Source organism: Ihubacter massiliensis, assembly GCF_024125305.1.
In the GTDB taxonomy this organism is placed as follows: domain Bacteria; phylum Bacillota; class Clostridia; order Peptostreptococcales; family Anaerovoracaceae; genus Hominibacterium; species Hominibacterium faecale.
This window is the reverse complement of record NZ_JAMXVH010000001.1, coordinates 3,406,206-3,423,277: the sequence shown is the minus strand read 5'-3', so window position 1 is coordinate 3,423,277 and position 17,072 is coordinate 3,406,206. Positions and strand designations below refer to the sequence as shown.

The following is a 17,072-nucleotide window of genomic DNA, read 5'->3' as shown; positions in this document are numbered from 1 at the left end:
TTCGTCCAATCTCCGGGGTGCGCAGCTCTGCCGCATCAGTTAGAAAGACCGCATGGTCTCCGCCCGCTGCGGGCTTCCATCGCTTACAATTCCTTTATGCCATCACAATTCCTGAAACAAGAAAACCGATTGCCGCCAATGCTCCGCCGATGATCCCATACGGAACTTGTGTAAAGGCGTGTTCAATATTATCGATTTTTGCCATTGCCGATGCGAATACTGTGTAGTCGCAATAGAAGCAGACGTGTGCTCCGAAGGCTTCGCCGGATAAAATCGCAGCCAGCACGACCACCGGATCCGCCCCGATGGAAACGGAAAGGGGAACCGCCACCAGCGCATAAACAACCGTTACGCCCCAGGTGCTCCCGGAACAGAATGTCAGCAATGCGCAGGCGATAAAGGTAATGAGCGGGAAAAATACCGGGGACAGGAAGGACTCGCAAATGGAGATAATATATTCCGGAACCTGCAGGGTCGTAACAATATCCTTGAACATGTAAACAAAGAAGGAAATCAGCGGCATCTGAATGATTCTTGCCTCGCCCTCGATGGCGGCTGTCATGATCTCTTTCCAGGTACACAGCCTTGTTATGAACAAGAGCGCGCACATGGAAAATACTCCGATAAAAAAGCCGGACAGCACGTCGCCGGTAACCAGAATGGATGCCGTTAAAATGGCGATTCCGGCAATGAATACCACCAGCCGAACTGGGGCTTTCGGGTCTTTTTCTTCCTCATTTACTTTTTCCTCCGGATTGAGCGGAATGCTGGCCTTGCTGTAAAGCTCTCCCGTAGTTTGCACCCGTTCGTAGGCTTTTTTCATGCCGCCCAGCTTGGGCATCCATCCCATGGTAAATCCAAAACACACCAGCAGCGCGGCGATGGCGTAGAAATTAAAGGGAATTGTTTTTACATAAATGTCAAATCCATTGCCCAGGTATTCCAGCTCCACAAAGCCGGCGAACACGCCCTGGAAAAAGACCGCCCAGTTCGTCAGCGGCACCAGGGATGTAACGGTCGTGCTGGTGGAGTCGATATAGTAGGCCACGGAAGCCCGCGGCACTTTGAACCGGTCGAACAGCGGTGTCATCTGGCCGATTACGGATGAGCGCATCATATCATCGATGAACAGCAGCGCCGATAACAGCCAGGACCACAGGTATAGATTTCGTTCGCCTTTCACCTTTTTTTCTACGATTTTAACCAGTACATGAGCGCCGCCCGATGCCTGAAAAAGCGCCACCAGAACGCCGACCACGCACATCAGGCAGACGATCCATACCGTATCCTCGTTGCAGCCTGTCGTATAAACCTGATCGATAAACGTTGAAAACCAGCCGGTGCCGCCAATAATCACGCAGCCCACCAGAATCGCAATCACCATGGATGAAATGCATTTTCTGGTTATGATGGCTACTGCCAGCATGACCGCGATCGGCAGTAAACATAAAATTCCATATTCCACTTACTTCACCTCCAAACAGGGTTTCTTTTCGTAAATGATCCTTCCTCCTAACATTGTCATGGCGACGGTGGTCTCCAGAATCTCTTCCAAATCAACTTGAAACAAATTCCTGTCTAACACGGCGATATCGGCAAATTTGCCTGCCTCTAAAGTGCCTGTTTTCTCCTCGCTGTGCATTTGATATGCAGATCCGATTGTATAAGCTTTCAGCGAATCGGCCAGACTGAGTTTTTCATTGGGGCACCAGCCGCCCTCGGGCTGCTTGTCTTCCGACAGCCTGGAGGCCGCTCTGTAAATGCCCCGCATGGGATTGAGCTCCGCAATGGGATGGTCGCTGCCAAAGGCGAGAACCGCGCCTTTTCCTGCCAGACTTTTAAAGGGGTAAACATACTTACAGCGTTCTTCTCCGAGAATTTTATGGAAAGGGTGTTCGCAAAAGACCGGGGCCCACATATGATCCGGCTGAACAGAAGCCACAACACCAAGCTCCCCGACTCTCCCCAGATCGTCCGGATGCACCACTTCAAAATGCTCGATGGTATGGCGCAATGGTTCTTTTCCGCCGGCGCTGCGGCAATATTCATATATGTCCAGCGCTTCCCTTACCGCCCCGTCCCCGCATGCATGGAGCCGCATCCGGATGCCATTGGCTTCAAACGCCCGCGCCCGCTGGCCGAAAGTTTCCACGGACAGATATTTTTCTCCGTAAAATCCCGGGCGGTCGCTGTATTCTTCAATCAAAGCGCCCGTATAGCCCATAGGCGTGCCGTCGACAAATCCTTTGATTCCGCCGAATTTAAGCGTGTCGCTGTGATACTTGTTTTTCATATCCAGCAGCTTTTCCATAGGCGTATTGATCGAAGCAAGGAGGGACATTCTCACCTTGAGTCTGCCGTCCTGATCCATTTTCTCAAACACATCTTCCATGAGGATTTCATGGATTTGCAGATTGCTTAGGGAAGTGATTCCCAGGCTGGCCGTCGTTTTAAAATACGCATCGATCAGTCGGCTCTTTTTCTCTTCTGGCATGGAAAAAGCTTCATCCAAAACCAGCTTCATCGCATAGGTCTCCAGTAGATATCCGGTAGGCTCCCCTGCGGCATCTTTTCCGATCATCCCCATGCCCTGCGGAATAGCGGTATTCCGGTCAATTCCGCAGACTTCCAAGGCTTTTGTGTTTACCCATGCGCCGTGAAGCTCCTCATTGATGACCACCACCGGTTTGTCGGGAAACCGTCGGTCCAGAGACGCTTTCGTTGGCAGTTCTTTGGTCTGCCAATATTCATGGTTCCAGCCGAAAGCGATCACCCATTCATTCTCCTTGTCCTTTTCATGGTCGAAAATCATCTGCACCGCGTCCTCTTCGGAGCGGGACTCCGCCACATTGGCGCCGGCCACTTCTAGCGCTCCATAAAAAACATGGGCGTGGCTTTCGCCGATTCCCGGCATGACCAGCTGATCCTCATAGCTTAATACCTGGGTTTGGCCGCCCAGATACTCTGCCATTTGTTCATCTGATCTTCCTATGTATGCAATCTTGTCTCCCGCAACGGCGATGAACCCCTTGAAGGGCTCATCGCTGACTGAATCGAAGATACAGTTGGATTTTATAATATAGTCTGCAAACATATCAGAACTCCTTAACCATCAGTTCTCTGGTCGTTTTGCCCAGAACAACCGCTTCATCTTCTTTGAACATAAGGGTATCGATGCAGCCGAAGCCGGTTTCAAAGTTGACGACGGTTCCGGGAACGAAGCGTCTTTCCTTATCTTCGCAGTCGAAATAGATATCATAGACCGTCGATCCGCCGCACCAGTCAGGCGGAAACGCGATGCCCAGCTCATATCCGCCGATCCAGTACTGCTGGCCCCAGAGGCCCTCCGACTGGTAGTATTTTTTCAGTTCTATGAGCAGCTCCGACATGAGCATATTGGGCTTAATTGTGTTTTTAACGGTTTCGATAATCTTTTGGTTGACTGCGTATTTGGCCGCAAATTCCTTTGGCGGCTCGCCCACGGAAAAGTAACGGCACTGGTTGGAATGATACCGGTTGAATACACCGGCCAGATCCACGCCCACCGGATCGCCCAGCATGATTTTTCTCCTGGACGCGGGGATGTGGAAACACCAGGAACGGTAAGGGCCGGAACGAACCATATTGGCGATGGCCTGACTTTCGCCGCCGGCCTTTAGCTGGGCGTTGGTGTAGGCCGCAACAATTTCCAATTCGGTTATGCCCGGCTCCAATGCGTCGTAGATCGCTTCCATGCCCACATTGCAGATATTGGTCGCCGTTTCAATATATTGGAGTTCCAAAGGCGATTTTACGGCCCGGGCCCCCCGGATCACTTCCGTGGCGTCGACAACCTTGCATCCGGCCCCTTCGAACAGGGTTTTCCACTGGTCGAAGATCAAATAGCTGGGACGGTAGCTGCCCAATTCCAGGCCAATGGTCATTCCAGGCTTGATCCATCCTTCTTCCTTTAAGTTCTTGATTACAATTTCTTTATAGCCTTCCTCGTCTGTTGTGCATATATAGGATTTTCCGTACATATCCGCCGGGATATCGTAGATCAGCCTTGTGTCGGTGGAAATGCTGGTGAGTTTTAGTACGCCCTCTTCATCCGGCAGGTCAAAGTGAATGAATGTATCGTGGTCCACATGTATGGCCGTTCCCGCCCCCATTGAATCGTACCAGGCCTGGGGCGAATTGACCCGGTGCCATACCACATCGTATCCGCTGATATAGTACATACTTTCAGGGGCTGTGGCGTACACAAAGTCGATCTCTTCTCTGTCCATGATCTGCCTGATTCTGGTCAGTCGGTTCTTATACTCCTCCATGGGAAAAGCGACTTTCATTTCTCCGGCGCAGCTTTCTACTCCCGGAATTAAATCAAATTTTCTCTCTGACATTTTGCGTTCCCTCCATTCAGTTTTGAATTGTCTGAAAAGTTAATTAATTTACCTTGGAGTATATCGTTATTTGCTTCCGGTTTTAAGCCATTATCTTGTTATGGCGATAGGTAAATTTGCGAATAAAATGCCCCTGCTTTATGCAGGGGGCTTCGCAATGCGGTAAATTTATTGGGGAAATCGTAAAAGTTACGCAAAGTTGTGGGTTTGCGGGGTCGAATCTTGACGCAAAACGGAGTTTCTTGATTCAGGCCAAGCTTTCCAGGGCTCAACCGTAGAAAAAAGTGTAAATTTCAAAAAATATTTTTAATTTTTTCCGCCCAATAACTTTTGGGCGCACCTCAGACCTCACCAGCCCGAAAGTCACACCTTTATCAAAAGCGTAAGCTGCATATCCGCGGCAGCGGGCGGCAGCTCAAGGGCAAAGGCTTTGTCTTTCAGTTGATCCTCATCGATATAATCGACGGAAATCATCGGCAGAGATGCTTGGTCCACCATCTCATATTCGCTGTCACTCAAATACCGGATCACGTTTGGGTTTTTAATGACCGATGAGATGTCGTCACGCTGAGAGTTCCATGCATAATGCACCGACTTGTAGCTGCCGCGGAAATTTTTTAAAATCAGTTTATACTCGGTTTGCTGCGGGTATTTGAATTTGGTGCCTCCGTTGTGGAACAAAATCTGAAAATCATCTTCTTTTCTTGTAATCACATAACTCTCTTCTTTTACAACAACCGCCTCACCCATCTTGGAAAGGAAAAAGTAGAAATAGTACAGATTATTTTTAAATCCGTTCTTGGAATAAAGCCAGTCCATTCTGATTTCACCGTCAATCATATTGGATATGTAGTCCGTTTCAACGTTGCCCCGCTTGTCCACTGGCCTCTTGTAGTGTTCATACTGCTTGTGCCGTATGTTCAGAGAATCCAGGAGGGCGGTAAATTCTTTGATTTTTTCCTTTGTTTCCCGCTCGTTGTCCGCCATATCGATCTTAAACTCCATTTGCGCTGCCCGCCCTCTGGGGTAAAACTTGAAAAAATTCCGCAGGGATTCCTCTGCCGCATCGATTTCATATTGGTCGTCTTTGCTGCATCCCACAATCAAATAGACTTTTGCGAAAATATCCAGCAAAAAGTTGAGAACGCTGTGCAGCTGCGGCATTGACGGGTCTTCCGTCTGCTGAGTCCCGGCGCTGAACAGCTCGTCGGCGATGATCGCCATAAATTCAATGTCTTTCTGCGCCTCTTCAATTTGTTTCATCTTTCGATATCCGATGATATTGGAGCCGCCGCACCACAGCTTCTCTTTCCACGATGGGTCCAATCGCTCCGCTACTTTCCTTGTATTGAGATCAATCACAATCTCATTTTCCGTATCTGCGTCCGCTTTTATTTCCGGGACAATGGATTCGATTTTATGAATGATATCCGCCATAGGAACAGGCTCCTCAAAGCGCTCCGTATCGTCGTACATTTCACAGGATTCACGGAACAGCTTGCGGTACTTGTTGGGACTTATTTTGTACCACTTCATAAAATGCTTATTAAAATAGCGCACGTCCGAAAACCCGCACTGGTAGGCGATCTCCGTAATGGGCGAAGATGTGTTGAGGAGCAGTTTTTCCGCTTTTTCCACTCGGACAAAATTCAGCCAGTCCCGAAAACTGTATCCGGTGATATCCTTGAACTTGTGGGAAAGATAGAACATGCTCAGGTATTCCTGCTCCGATACATCCTGCAGGTTTACTTTATGGTCGTAATTGGAATACAAATACTTGATGGTACGATAAATAATATCCATTTTTTCATCCGTCACTTGGAAGGCCGCGCCGTTCAAATCGGTAATATCCACGCGGTAGCAATAGATCAGGCTCTTGAGAAAGGAATCAAACTGGCGGGCGATCCGTTCCCTGTCCGCGTTTTGGTCGATCAGCACCGCCAGACGATTGACATGCTCCATAATCACATGTTTTCGCTGGTTTAATTTATGGAACGCTTCGGAATACGGCCAAAGAGCGACGATTTCATAAAAATCCGGATATTTCTCATAAGATGCATTGCAGTCGATGTATACACAAATGACAACGTTTTTTTCATTGGTTTCCTTCATGCTGTGTATTTCATCGCTGTTGATGAGCATGATGTCGCCGGCCTTCAATCTGAACCATTCGTAACCAACTTTTAAATCCAGGCTGCCCTCTACCACAAGGAGCAGCTCCAGCTCGTCGTGCCAGTGAAACGTCTGTCCAACAATGCTGCTCTGGCTCACGTAGATCATCCCGTTTTCTTCAAAACCCATATTAATTCCTCCTGGTCGTATTATACTCCGGATCTTTATGGAAAGGTTTCCATATGAAAAAAACCGGCAAAAAAGCCGGTTAAAACGCAAGAAAGTCGGATTATAAGGATAATCCCCCTAAAACCGAAACACCGTCCGGTTGTACCCGCTGGTGAGCATATACTTTTTTTCCTTGTTGGAGCCGATGATCCGATCCGCCGCGTATTCCTGCATGGAAGTAAGGTCTTTGTTTTCCTCAGTCACATCGTAATTCTGCCCGTTGTCCCGCAAAACCAAAGTAACCCCGTCGTCAAAAAGCAGGCTGGCCTCTATGCGAAAATCATGTTCCGGATTTTTTCCCACCGCCAGCATGCCGGTTTCTTCGGTAATCAGCTCGATTCTGAATTTTGTCCGCACCTGCGCGCCTCGCTCTGTCAATTCCCGGCCCAGCAGCCCCACAAGCTCCATGACGCCGTCCTGGGTGCCCGGCACGTCAAAGGCTGCCTGGTTTTCCAAAACTTCCTGGTCCAGCAGCAGGGGAAACACCTTCTTCCCATCCCTGCATTTTCCGCCGACCAGCAGAAATCCCGCAGCAAGGGCGGCCGCGGAGGAAATGGCGAGTCCGATCCATACACCCGTAAGTCCCCACAATCCCCCGAAAACCACTGCGCATAATATGGGGAAGAAAAGCAGCAGCAAAAACGAAAGGGCCAGCGAAAGCTTGATTTCGTCAATAAAGCAGTAATAGGCTGAAAGCAGAATCCCAATGCTGATGAACACCGCTGAGAGGGCATATATGCAGACGGCCGTCTGAGTCTGCGAAAGCAGAGCTCCTTCTCCGACTCCAAAGAGCCGGGGGATCTGGCCGCTCAGCAAAAGCAGCGCCGCCGTCACCGCCAGACCTTCCGCAGCAGAAACAAAAATCCCCAGTCTCATCGAGCGAAAAATTCCCCGCTGGTTCTTCTCGCCCCGATAGACATTGACCAGCACCTGCATCCCCTCGCCGATCCCGTCAAAGGCGCTGAGCATCAAATTGAGCAGGTTGAGGATGACGGCCGCCGTAATCAGTGCGTTATCGCCGAAGCGATAGACCAAAAACAGATTGAGGCTGACCTGAAACGCCGCCAGATATAGATAGCGGAAGGAATCGTTGACGCTGTATTTGAGCATTGATAAAACAGACCGCAAGCGGCAATACCAGGTGAAGCGGAGCTGATTCTGCTTTTGAAAAAATTGCAGACAGAGAATGGCATCCGCAAGAATGTTGCTCAGCACCGAAGCCAGGCTGATGCCCGCCACTCCCATCTGGCTGCAGAGCAGCAGAGACATGGCGATGTTTCCTCCCACCTGCGCCGCCGATGAAATCATGCAGATCCGCTCGCCCCCTTCATTTAAGACAACGCCGTAAAAGAGCGCGTTGAGCGCCTGCAAAAGTGGGATAAAGCAAAGATACCGGTAATACTGCGCGGCGTAAGCCGCCACTTCCTGAGAAACATGCCCAAGCCGAAACACCTCTTCCCGAAACAAAAGGAAGAGAACCGTCAGCCCGGCTCCCACGGCAAAACACAGAATCAAACCCTGGCTGAAATAGCGGTTGGCTTTTTCCCGATCCCCCTCGCCCACGGCAAAAGCCATGAGAATGATCGTCCCCTGGGATACCAGGAAGGCGAAAAACACGGAGATGGAAAAGGCCGGTCCCACCAGCGTAATGGCCGCCACGGCACGTTCTCCCACCAGATTTCCGGCGATCACATTATCGGAGAGCATGACAATATACTCCACCAGCATCGACAGGGTGGAAACGAGAAAAATGGATTTGAACTTTTCCGAAATGAAATTCTTTTTCAGGCCCAAGCTCTCCATTTGCCCTCCTCTCGAAATTTACGATTCACTGTATCAGCGATCCTGGCAAGCCTCCGCAAGATAAGCTTCTATATCTCCCACGGTCAGAAAGTCCGCTGCCTCGGAAATCGGTATCTCAATGTCCAGGCAGTCCTCCAGGCTGACCACAATGTTCATCACCGTAAAGGAGTCCAGACCCAGATCTTTTTGCAGCTCCATCTCCGCTTTCAGAGGGCTGACCTTGGTGTACTGCCCCATCACCTGTTCCAATTCTTTTCTCATCCTATCTTCTCCTTTTTATCTTCTGTCCGCCGGTCTTTTCAAAAGCCGTGTCCCGAATGAGGACCTGCTGGATCCGATCATAAGCCGGAAGCTTCCGGTTCAGCAGCGCCATTTCCGCGGACAGCGCTTCCTCGGAAAGCTCCGTATAAACTTCGGCGGTAATTTTTTTGTCCTTTTCATAAACCAGCACTTCTTTTACGCCTTCCATCCGATGAATTTGCTCCTCAAGCTCCTCCGGCGACACGTTTTTGCCGTTGGAAAGGATAATCAAATTCTTTTTGCGGCCGCTGATGACCAGATGGCCGTCCTGGTCCAAATATCCCAAGTCGCCGGTGCGAAACCAGGGCCCGTCCATAACGGCCTGCCGGCTCTCGCCATCCCCGTAATAGCCCATCATCACATTGCTGCCGCTGACGCAGATTTCTCCGTCCTCCGCGATTTTTACATCCCAGTTTTTGCCCGGAAGTCCTACCGTATCCGCCCGGAAAGCCCGGCGCGGATTGAGGGAAACGATGGCCGTACATTCGGTGATCCCATAGCCGTTGAGCACGTCCACTCCATGTTTTCCAAAGCGCTTGATAATCTGAGGCGAAATGGGCGCGCCTGCGCTCATCACCCATTTGAGGCTGCCGCCGAAAAATTCTTCCGCGCTCATCCCGCTGCGCTCCAATTCCGTGAGCAGCGCCTCTACCACCACCGGCACCAGAAAGAGAATCCTGGCCTGAAAAAAAACAATCTGCTGTGAAAGCCGCTTCAAATCCGGACAGATGCACTGGACGCAGCGGGCCGCAAGACCGGCGTAGAGGTTGTAAAAGCAGCCGTAGCAATGATACAAGGGCAGGACCAAAAGGCATCGATCCCCCGGCGCAAGATCCAGCAGCTCCAGCGCGGCTGATACCATGGAAACGATGTTTTTCTGGGAAAGCATGACACCCTTCGGCCCGCCAGTGGTCCCGGAGGTAAAGATGATGCAGGCCAGATCCTCTTCCCCCGGGCGCAGCGATATGTACTGATCATTGCCGCGCTCCAGTTCTGCGTTACCCAGCTCCAGCATTTTGTCGAATTCTTCCTCGTCCCAGCAGATAAAGCAGGTTTTGTCAAGCATCTCCTCCAGACGCCGGGCTTTCTTGCGGTACTGAGCGGAGTAAAAGACCAGGCTGCACTCCGTGGTTCTGATCTGGGAGGCCAGGGTATCCTCCCGCTGATCCCGGTCCAAAGGCACGGCCGCGCCTGCGCCCAAAACCGCCGTCATGTGGATCAGGGCCCATTGATAGCTGTTTTCCCCCAGTATCCCGATCCGCGCGCCCGGATGGCCGTCCACAAGCCCGGTCCCCAGAGCGTTGATGTCGCTGAAAAACCGCTCCCAGGTGATTTCCTTTCGTTCCTGCCCTTCCCGGAGCAGAAAAACTGCTTCCCGTGGTGCCTCTGCAGCGTGCTTTTGTATGTAATCCTTGTAAATCATCTTATGACCTCGCCCACTTTTTGATTGGTATCCTCCATGGCCTTTTCCGCCAGAGCGATAATTCTCCCTAAGGTTTCTTCCGCTTCTTCTCGGGTAAAGGCGGATTTCCGGTAATCGAAAATAACGGTAAATTCGTCCGGGTCATTCATATGGAACAAGGTGAATTCCAGCGATACTTCCGGTGCGCCGTTGGCGATCCATTCCATGCGGCAGCCCCGCTGCTTTAGATCGCCGCAGGGCAGGTAGCTGAATTCCGCATCCCGAATGGCCGTCACCTGCGGATGCTGCGCCTGCGCCAGCTCCAGCACTTCATCGTGAAGACACAGCCCATGATAGTAGGCCTCCATGTTGGATTCTTTGATTTTCCGGTATACGTCTGCTATGAGGTCTTCATCATGCAGGTTCACGCACAGCATGCGTTCCGCCGTAAACATGCCCAGCCGATCCTTTTCCATAAGGTCGCCCCGGTTCATCATGTTCTGCCCGATGTCCACCCGACTGCAGCCGGGATTCTGCCTGTACAGATGGAGCAGCAGAGCAGTCTCAAACAACACGGCCGGGGAAATATTCAGCTGGCCGCAATGGTCATTGATGCGGCGGGACAGTTGCCGGTCCAGAGGCACCTGTACCCGGTCCCCTTCCGATTCCTCGACTTGGGGACGATCGGGCCGCATGCGGCAGAGAATCGGCTGCTGAGCGAAAAGATCACGCCAGTAGCGGCGGTCCTTTTCATAGCGGGAAGAACAGTAGCGCTGCAAAATAGCCGTAACGCAGTCTGTAAAATCGTGTTTTTCCGGCTGTGGGCTGCGGCCTTCCGCCAGAGCCTTGCAGTAATCCATCAGCTGCTGAGCGAAAAGAGCCAGGCTCCATCCGTCCATGATAATATGGTGGAATTTAAGGGAAACCCCTATTCCCTGCCCATAATGAAAAATAGCCAGCTGGTAAAGGGGGCTGTCAAGGAGCGGAATCGGCTCCTGGGCCAGGGCCTCAAAACGCGCCCGCACCTGAGCTTCATCATCGCTGCCGTAATCTGCTGTGGGAATGGACTCGCGGACATATTCCTGCTCGTACTGGACGTACTGCCCGCCCGCTCTTCCGACCCGCAGCCGCAGCGCCTGTTCATGCTTCAGGATCAGATTCAGCGCTTTACTGACGATTTCATCCTCATAGGGCGCTTCAAACCAGCAGACCGCCAATAGGGTGTTGACATTTTCCCTCTGAGCCGGATCCAGGTCGAACTGCAAAATCTCACCTTGCTGCTTGATAAGCGGATGTCTCTGTGCTTTCATCGTGTTCTCCTTTTCCTCTGTCAAAAATATTTCTTTATGGTCAGAACATTGCTTCCGTCCCTGAATTCATAGCTCACTTCATCCATCATTTTTTTTACCATGAAAATCCCCAGCCCGCCGCAAGGGTGATGTCCGGGTCCTGTTTTTTGAGCGGATCAAAGGGCCGGCCTCTGTCTCGAAAAAGGATTGTCAGTTTCCCTTCTTCCGGAAAACCTTCCGCTTCCACCGTCACCGGTCCGCTTTCATGCCCATAGGCATAGCTGGCAATGTTGACATAGATTTCTTCCACCGCCAGTTCGACCTGATGGCAAACTTTCTGGGAGCATCCGCAGGCTTTCAGCACGCCCTCGATCAGGGTCCAAACCCGTTGCAGGTTTTCCTGCTTTGCTTCCACCGTAATCTGTTTCATGATCCTGCCCTTCCTTTGTAAATCAAATAGAGCATGGTAATGTCATCGGCCTGGGGCGCATCTCCGGCAAATCGATCCAGATCCAGCTTTACGGTATCCAAAAGCGCTTCGGCTTCCTGGCTTTCGCTCTTCTGGAGGGTCTGCCGCAGCCGCTCTTCCCCGTATAATTGATTTTGCCGGTCCGCTGCCTCCGTTACACCGTCAGTGTACAAATAGAGAGAATCGCCGGGTGCGAGCCAGAGTTCGTTTTGCTTATAGGCGATTCCTTCCATTCCCGCCAGCACGAATCCGGCTTTGGATTTCAAATATTCAAAACATCCGTCCCTTTTTATGAGGGGCGGGTTATGTCCCGCATTGACAAATTCCAGTTTTCCCGTGGAAAGGGTCAGAACGCCCATCCAGCCGGTGACAAACATGGACTTTTTGTTGTTTTCACAGAGCTGGTCGTTGGCCGCGGAAAAAACTTCTCCCAGGCTTTCGCCGCTCTGGGCGTGATTTTTGATCAGCAGCTTGGCGATGACCATGAACAGCGCCGCCGGCACGCCCTTTCCCGAAACATCGCCGATGACCACGGCCAGATGGTCCTCATCGACAAAGAAGAAGTCGTAAAAATCGCCGCCCACTTCCCTGGCCGGGGTCATGGCCGCGCGAAGTTGGAACTCTTTCCTCTGAGGAAAATCGACGGGGAGCATATCTGTCTGAATCTGGGCCGCTACTTGCAGCTCGGCCCCGATCCGTTCTTTTTCCGCGGTCATAGCTGTCAGGTTGGCGATATAGGCGTCCAGATCCTGCACCATCTGGCGAAAGCCTTCCGCCAGGTAGCTCACTTCGCTTTTGCTGTCCAGGAGCTTTTCGCATTCTGCGGCGATTTCCCCGGTATCCGCCTTGCCGCTTTCCTCGTCAATGTAGTTTTTGGCGATCCCAGCGATAGATTCGACGGGAACAGTGATATTCTTTTCCGCGTATTTCAGAAAAAGGACAGTGATGATATAAAAAACAGTCAGATCCATGACCATATAAAGGTAGATCCAATTCCACATGGACAGCGGATCGGGTATGTACCGTGATAATTCTGTGTAGGCAAACAAACCGATCAGGGAAGCGGAAATAACGCCCAGAAGGATGAAAATCAGAATTAGCCGTTCGTTGAGGGAAATGACCGGTTTGCTCCGGCCTTTTGATCTGGTTCCCGCGAAAACGATGATCGGTATACCCAAAATCATGCAGAAGACCACGTTATTGAGAAACACCATCACGTCAGCGGTGGTCCAGAATTTTCCCAGACGCGTCACCCGCATAAGAATGCCAAACATGACGGCCATAACAGCGGAATCCAGAACGATAATTCCAATGTAGCGCAGGAGCTTTTTGACGCTGTTAAGGCGCAGGAAATGATCCGGCTGCAGCTTCCTATCTTTGAAGCCGAACCAGAGCAGGTAAGGCAGTATGCCATAGATAAACTGGGCGATGAATCCCAGACCGCACAAAAGCGGACTGTAACCGGAAAGGGCGTCGGCCGCCAGATTGCCGATGGCGCAGCCCAAAGCTCCCGGATATCCAAACAGAAGCCCCAATGCCGGCGGCAGGGCGCTGACCGGGCGCATTTCCGTCACTGCCATCACTTTGAAGAATTCCCGGAAAGGCATGGTGATGACGAAGAAGAGGATGGCTGATAAAAAAATCTTCTGGTAGAGTTTCAAAAAACCACTTCCTTTTGTTTACGCGCCTTCAATAGACAAAACGTCGGAAAATCCGGTCATTTCAAAGACTTCCATGACCATTTCCTGTACGTTTTTAATATGCAGCTGCCCGCCGCGTCCCATCATCTGCTTATGGGCGAAAAGCAGTACCCGCAGGCCTGCCGAGGAAAGATATTCGATTTCCTTGAAGTCGAGAATCAGCGTACTTACGCCTTCCAGCCAGCCGTTTAGTTTGCCTTCCAGTTCCGGCGCCGTGGCCGTATCCAGCCGGCCGGTCAGGTCGATGGTAAGGGTTTCCCCTTCCGTATGTTTTTCTAATTTTAAGTTGCTTTCCAAATTAAATGTCTCCTTTTTTACCATTGAACAGCACTCCTACGGCGATGCAGGCAGGTTCCCAAAGACAGCACTTTAACCAATGTTGGATTTTGTTCTAATTATAGCGAAGTTACCTTGTAATAACAACGGATTCTATAACTGTCAATGCAGGCTGCGGAAGTTTTTGCTTAATTTGCATATTTTTCTGCATAATTTGCAGGTGTGTGCGGGAGAGCGCCCGGCCAGCGCATGCTTTTTTTAATTTAAGGCTGCATAGGGGGGTTGAAAAAAATTGAAAAAAATCACGAAATTTACGCACTTTTCAACGGTTTCCTCCTCTCGAATGAGACAAAAAGCGGCCTAGCCCGCTTTTTAGCCATATAGGGCCTCTCAAACCCACAGCTTTGCGTAAATAATGAAAACTTTTAATAAAATTTTTCCCATTTGAATTAATACATGACTGAAGGCGGAACTTTTATGTCTCCTTCTCGTTTCAACACAATACCAACTATCCCCATACAAATTAAGCAGAATTTACTGCAAAATATGCAACTCGATTGTTTTTCACCTACAGCCACGTTAAAATTTAAAATCATGAGTAAAAAGAAACGAGGCAATACATATGAACGCAGCGCAAATATTCCGCAGAATGATCAGTCTAACCGCAGCAGCCGCTTTACTTTTCACCATGGCGGCCGACTTTTCCGCTGAAACGGTCCACGCAGCGGCAGGCGAGGTCATCACCCATTACAAAACGGGAGTCGACACCCGCTACAAGATTCTCCAGGACGGCACGGTCCAGCTTGGAGACGGAGAAAACGCCGCCCTATCCGCCGGGACCACAGGAACCCTATTCATCCCCGAAGATGTGACCTCCTATGACGCCTGGGAAACAGTGCGCTCTTTTGGCGTGAGCAAAATCGGCGCAAAGGCATTCGCTGGCTGCGAAAAGATCGATAAAGTCCGCATAGAAGGACGGATCACCATCGACGCCCGTGCCTTGGACGGCCTGCCTGCGGATACGATTTTTGAAACCGGAAATACGGACACGAAAAAGGCTCTGCTGGCATACGGAATTCCCATAGAGCAAGTCTTCTACAAACCGGCCCGTACAAAATATGTAGCTTTCGGCGACAGCATCGCGGCGGGATACGCCCTTCCCAGCTATGTAAAAAATGACCTCACTGCCGACAAATACCCCACCCCGCAGGATGCCTTCGTATCCCTCATCGGAAAAGAACTGAGCAAAAATAAAGGGCCTGCCGTCACAGACAATCAGGCTGTTTCCGGCTGGACCTCCGAGCAGCTTTTGGACCAGCTCAACCGCGGCGATTATGACGCGGCCCTGAAAAACGCCGATGTGATAACCGTAACCATCGGCTCCAACGACCTGCTGGGGCCTTTCATGGAAATCGTGGAACAGGCCGTGGCCGCGGAATTCGGCCAGGCAAAAGTGAAAGGGGTCAATGGGGTCGGCGCGCTCAAGCGGCCTATTCCAGTGGTCAATCAGTTTGTTGAAAAGCTGTCCAAGTTGATCGACAGTCTCAAGCTGAACCTTAACGACAATCAAACATTAAATGCCGCCTGCCTGGAGTTCCAGGACAAGATCCAGCCGGCCATTTTGCAAAAGCTGCACAAAGCGGCCCCGGGCGCGGAGATCTACTGGACAACCCTGTACAATCCTTTTTATGGAGAAGAGCTGGATATCAAGAAACTGGTTCCTGGCCTTAAAAATACTGTCTCAGAAAATACTTGGAACAACCTTCCTTCCCTCGATCTGGGCGCGTACGGGGCCATCTATATCGAGAAGATGAACCAGGCTTTTAAGAAGAACACCGCCGGCTATCACAGCATCGATCTCTATGAGCCCTTCAATCAGGAGGATTTGACCAACGTGGAAATCACCAGAGATGATAATAGCACGCCAAATATACCCGGTGATGATATTATAAACCTGAACATCGACCCTCATCCCAATCATGAGGGGCATCAGTTGATCGCGGACCTGGCCCTTCCAGTCATTGAACGCACCTATACGCCTGGGATGCCGGCCGCGGATCTTTCCCATGAAAAGAAAATCAAAAACTTTTCCCTGGATGGAGTAAAGGGAGCGATCGACGAGAAGAAAAAGACGATCCGCGTCACTCTTCCCCAGAGCAGCGATCCGAAAAAACTGACGGCTGACTTTACCCTGAGCAAAGGGGCGGAACTGACGGCAGGCGGCGTAAAACAGATCAGCGGCGTTACCGTCAACGACTTCACGGAGCCTGTCACCTACACCGTTACCGCCGAGGACGGCACGACCCGGGATTACACGGTTGCAGTAACCATGGCCGCCGCCGGCGCAGATTCGGCCGCGGTACCCACAGGCGATGATTTCTCCATAAAGCTTCCTCTCATTCTCCTGCTCGCCTCCATCTTCATGATGGCGATCTTGGCGATCCAGGCAAGAAGAAACCAAAGCCGATGAAACTGCTCTACTGCGATATACGAAAGTTCCCCCAGGAACTCGGGCCGCTCATCCGCCTTCTCCCCGAAAGCCGCAGAGAAAAAATGGACCGCTATCTGCGAAGAGAAGACCGGCTGCGATGCCTGGGCGGGGGACTTTTGCTGTGCCACTGGCTGGGAAAGGGCTATGAAAAACGCCTGTCTTATAACCCATACGGCAAGCCGCTCCTGAACGGCAAGGGGACCTTCAATCTCTCCCATTCAGGAGATTTCGTCGTCCTGGCCGCCGCGGACCAAACCGTAGGCGCGGACGTACAGCAGCAGGAACCGGGCGACCTTCCGGCCATGGCAAAAGTTAGCTTTCACCCAAAGGAGCGGCGGCTCTTTTTAGCCAGCCAACAGCAAAGGGAGCTTTTCTATTCCATCTGGACCCTGAAGGAAAGCTACATGAAAGCTGTGGGAAAAGGCTTTTCCCTTCCGTCAACGTCTTTTTCCATTTCCTTTTCCGGTGGAAAGGCCGGGATCGACGGCGACGACAGCTATCATTTGAAAGAAATCCCCTTTTTCCCCGGCTACTCCCTGGCCGTCTGCTGCAAGCAGCCTGTCGAGGAGGTACGGCCGGAGGAAATCACGGCAAAGGATTGGTAATTGCCCGTTACTGGA

The 17,072-nt window shown here is 51.1% G+C and carries 12 protein-coding genes and 1 pseudogene; 2 read left to right on the top strand and 11 right to left on the bottom strand.

The window, feature by feature from the left end; translation table 11 throughout:
- Positions 1–94: 94 nt before the first annotated feature.
- The 11 genes and pseudogenes from NIA71_RS15720 to NIA71_RS15670 all read right to left on the bottom strand — a co-directional run bounded on the left by NIA71_RS15720 (position 95) and on the right by NIA71_RS15670 (position 14,006).
- The gene (locus NIA71_RS15720; protein WP_253020926.1) at positions 95–1,465 is read right to left on the bottom strand and encodes a Na+/H+ antiporter NhaC family protein; all 1,371 of its coding nucleotides are present in this window, start codon (positions 1,463–1,465) and stop codon (positions 95–97) included.
- On the bottom strand, positions 1,466–3,094 hold the full coding sequence (locus NIA71_RS15715) for an amidohydrolase (RefSeq protein WP_253020925.1): 1,629 nt from the start codon (positions 3,092–3,094) through the stop codon (positions 1,466–1,468).
- Between the two features lies 1 nt (position 3,095).
- A complete protein-coding gene (locus NIA71_RS15710; protein WP_253020924.1) occupies positions 3,096–4,382 on the bottom strand; it encodes a M24 family metallopeptidase in 1,287 nt (428 codons plus the stop codon).
- A 363-nt stretch (positions 4,383–4,745) separates the two neighbouring features.
- Entirely contained in the window at positions 4,746–6,683 is a 1,938-nt protein-coding gene (locus tag NIA71_RS15705) for an AraC family transcriptional regulator (RefSeq protein ID WP_253020923.1), read from the bottom strand.
- A 117-nt stretch (positions 6,684–6,800) separates the two neighbouring features.
- Entirely contained in the window at positions 6,801–8,525 is a 1,725-nt protein-coding gene (locus NIA71_RS15700) for an MATE family efflux transporter (RefSeq protein ID WP_253020922.1), read from the bottom strand.
- Between the two features lie 33 nt (positions 8,526–8,558).
- On the bottom strand, positions 8,559–8,786 hold the full coding sequence (locus NIA71_RS15695; RefSeq protein WP_148397397.1) for an acyl carrier protein: 228 nt from the start codon (positions 8,784–8,786) through the stop codon (positions 8,559–8,561).
- A gap of 1 nt (position 8,787) precedes the next feature.
- Positions 8,788–10,248 carry an AMP-binding protein gene (locus tag NIA71_RS15690; RefSeq protein WP_253020921.1) on the bottom strand — a complete coding sequence of 487 codons (1,461 nt, stop codon included), beginning with the start codon at positions 10,246–10,248 and terminating at the stop codon, positions 8,788–8,790.
- Positions 10,245–11,537, bottom strand: coding sequence for a condensation domain-containing protein (locus NIA71_RS15685; RefSeq protein WP_253020920.1), 1,293 nt, complete (start codon positions 11,535–11,537; stop codon positions 10,245–10,247). Before NIA71_RS15685 ends, NIA71_RS15690 begins: the two co-directional genes overlap by 4 nt.
- Before the next feature lie 20 nt (positions 11,538–11,557).
- Positions 11,558–11,946: pseudogene (locus tag NIA71_RS15680) on the bottom strand (ATP-binding protein).
- Positions 11,943–13,646: a SpoIIE family protein phosphatase gene (locus NIA71_RS15675; protein ID WP_253020919.1), complete on the bottom strand. Its 1,704-nt coding sequence runs from the start codon at positions 13,644–13,646 to the stop codon at positions 11,943–11,945. Before NIA71_RS15675 ends, NIA71_RS15680 begins: the two are co-directional and overlap by 4 nt.
- A gap of 18 nt (positions 13,647–13,664) precedes the next feature.
- Positions 13,665–14,006: an STAS domain-containing protein gene (locus NIA71_RS15670; protein ID WP_253020918.1), complete on the bottom strand. Its 342-nt coding sequence runs from the start codon at positions 14,004–14,006 to the stop codon at positions 13,665–13,667.
- A gap of 577 nt (positions 14,007–14,583) precedes the next feature.
- On the opposite strand from NIA71_RS15670, the gene NIA71_RS15665 reads away from it, so the two are divergent.
- Together NIA71_RS15665 and NIA71_RS15660 are read left to right on the top strand one after the other, a co-directional pair.
- Positions 14,584–16,431 (top strand): GDSL-type esterase/lipase family protein, encoded by a 1,848-nt coding sequence (locus NIA71_RS15665; protein WP_253020917.1) that lies wholly within the window; start codon positions 14,584–14,586, stop codon positions 16,429–16,431.
- The gene (locus tag NIA71_RS15660; RefSeq protein WP_253020916.1) at positions 16,428–17,057 is read left to right on the top strand and encodes a 4'-phosphopantetheinyl transferase family protein; all 630 of its coding nucleotides are present in this window, start codon (positions 16,428–16,430) and stop codon (positions 17,055–17,057) included. The genes NIA71_RS15665 and NIA71_RS15660 overlap by 4 nt, the downstream gene beginning before the upstream one ends.
- Positions 17,058–17,072 lie beyond the last annotated feature (15 nt).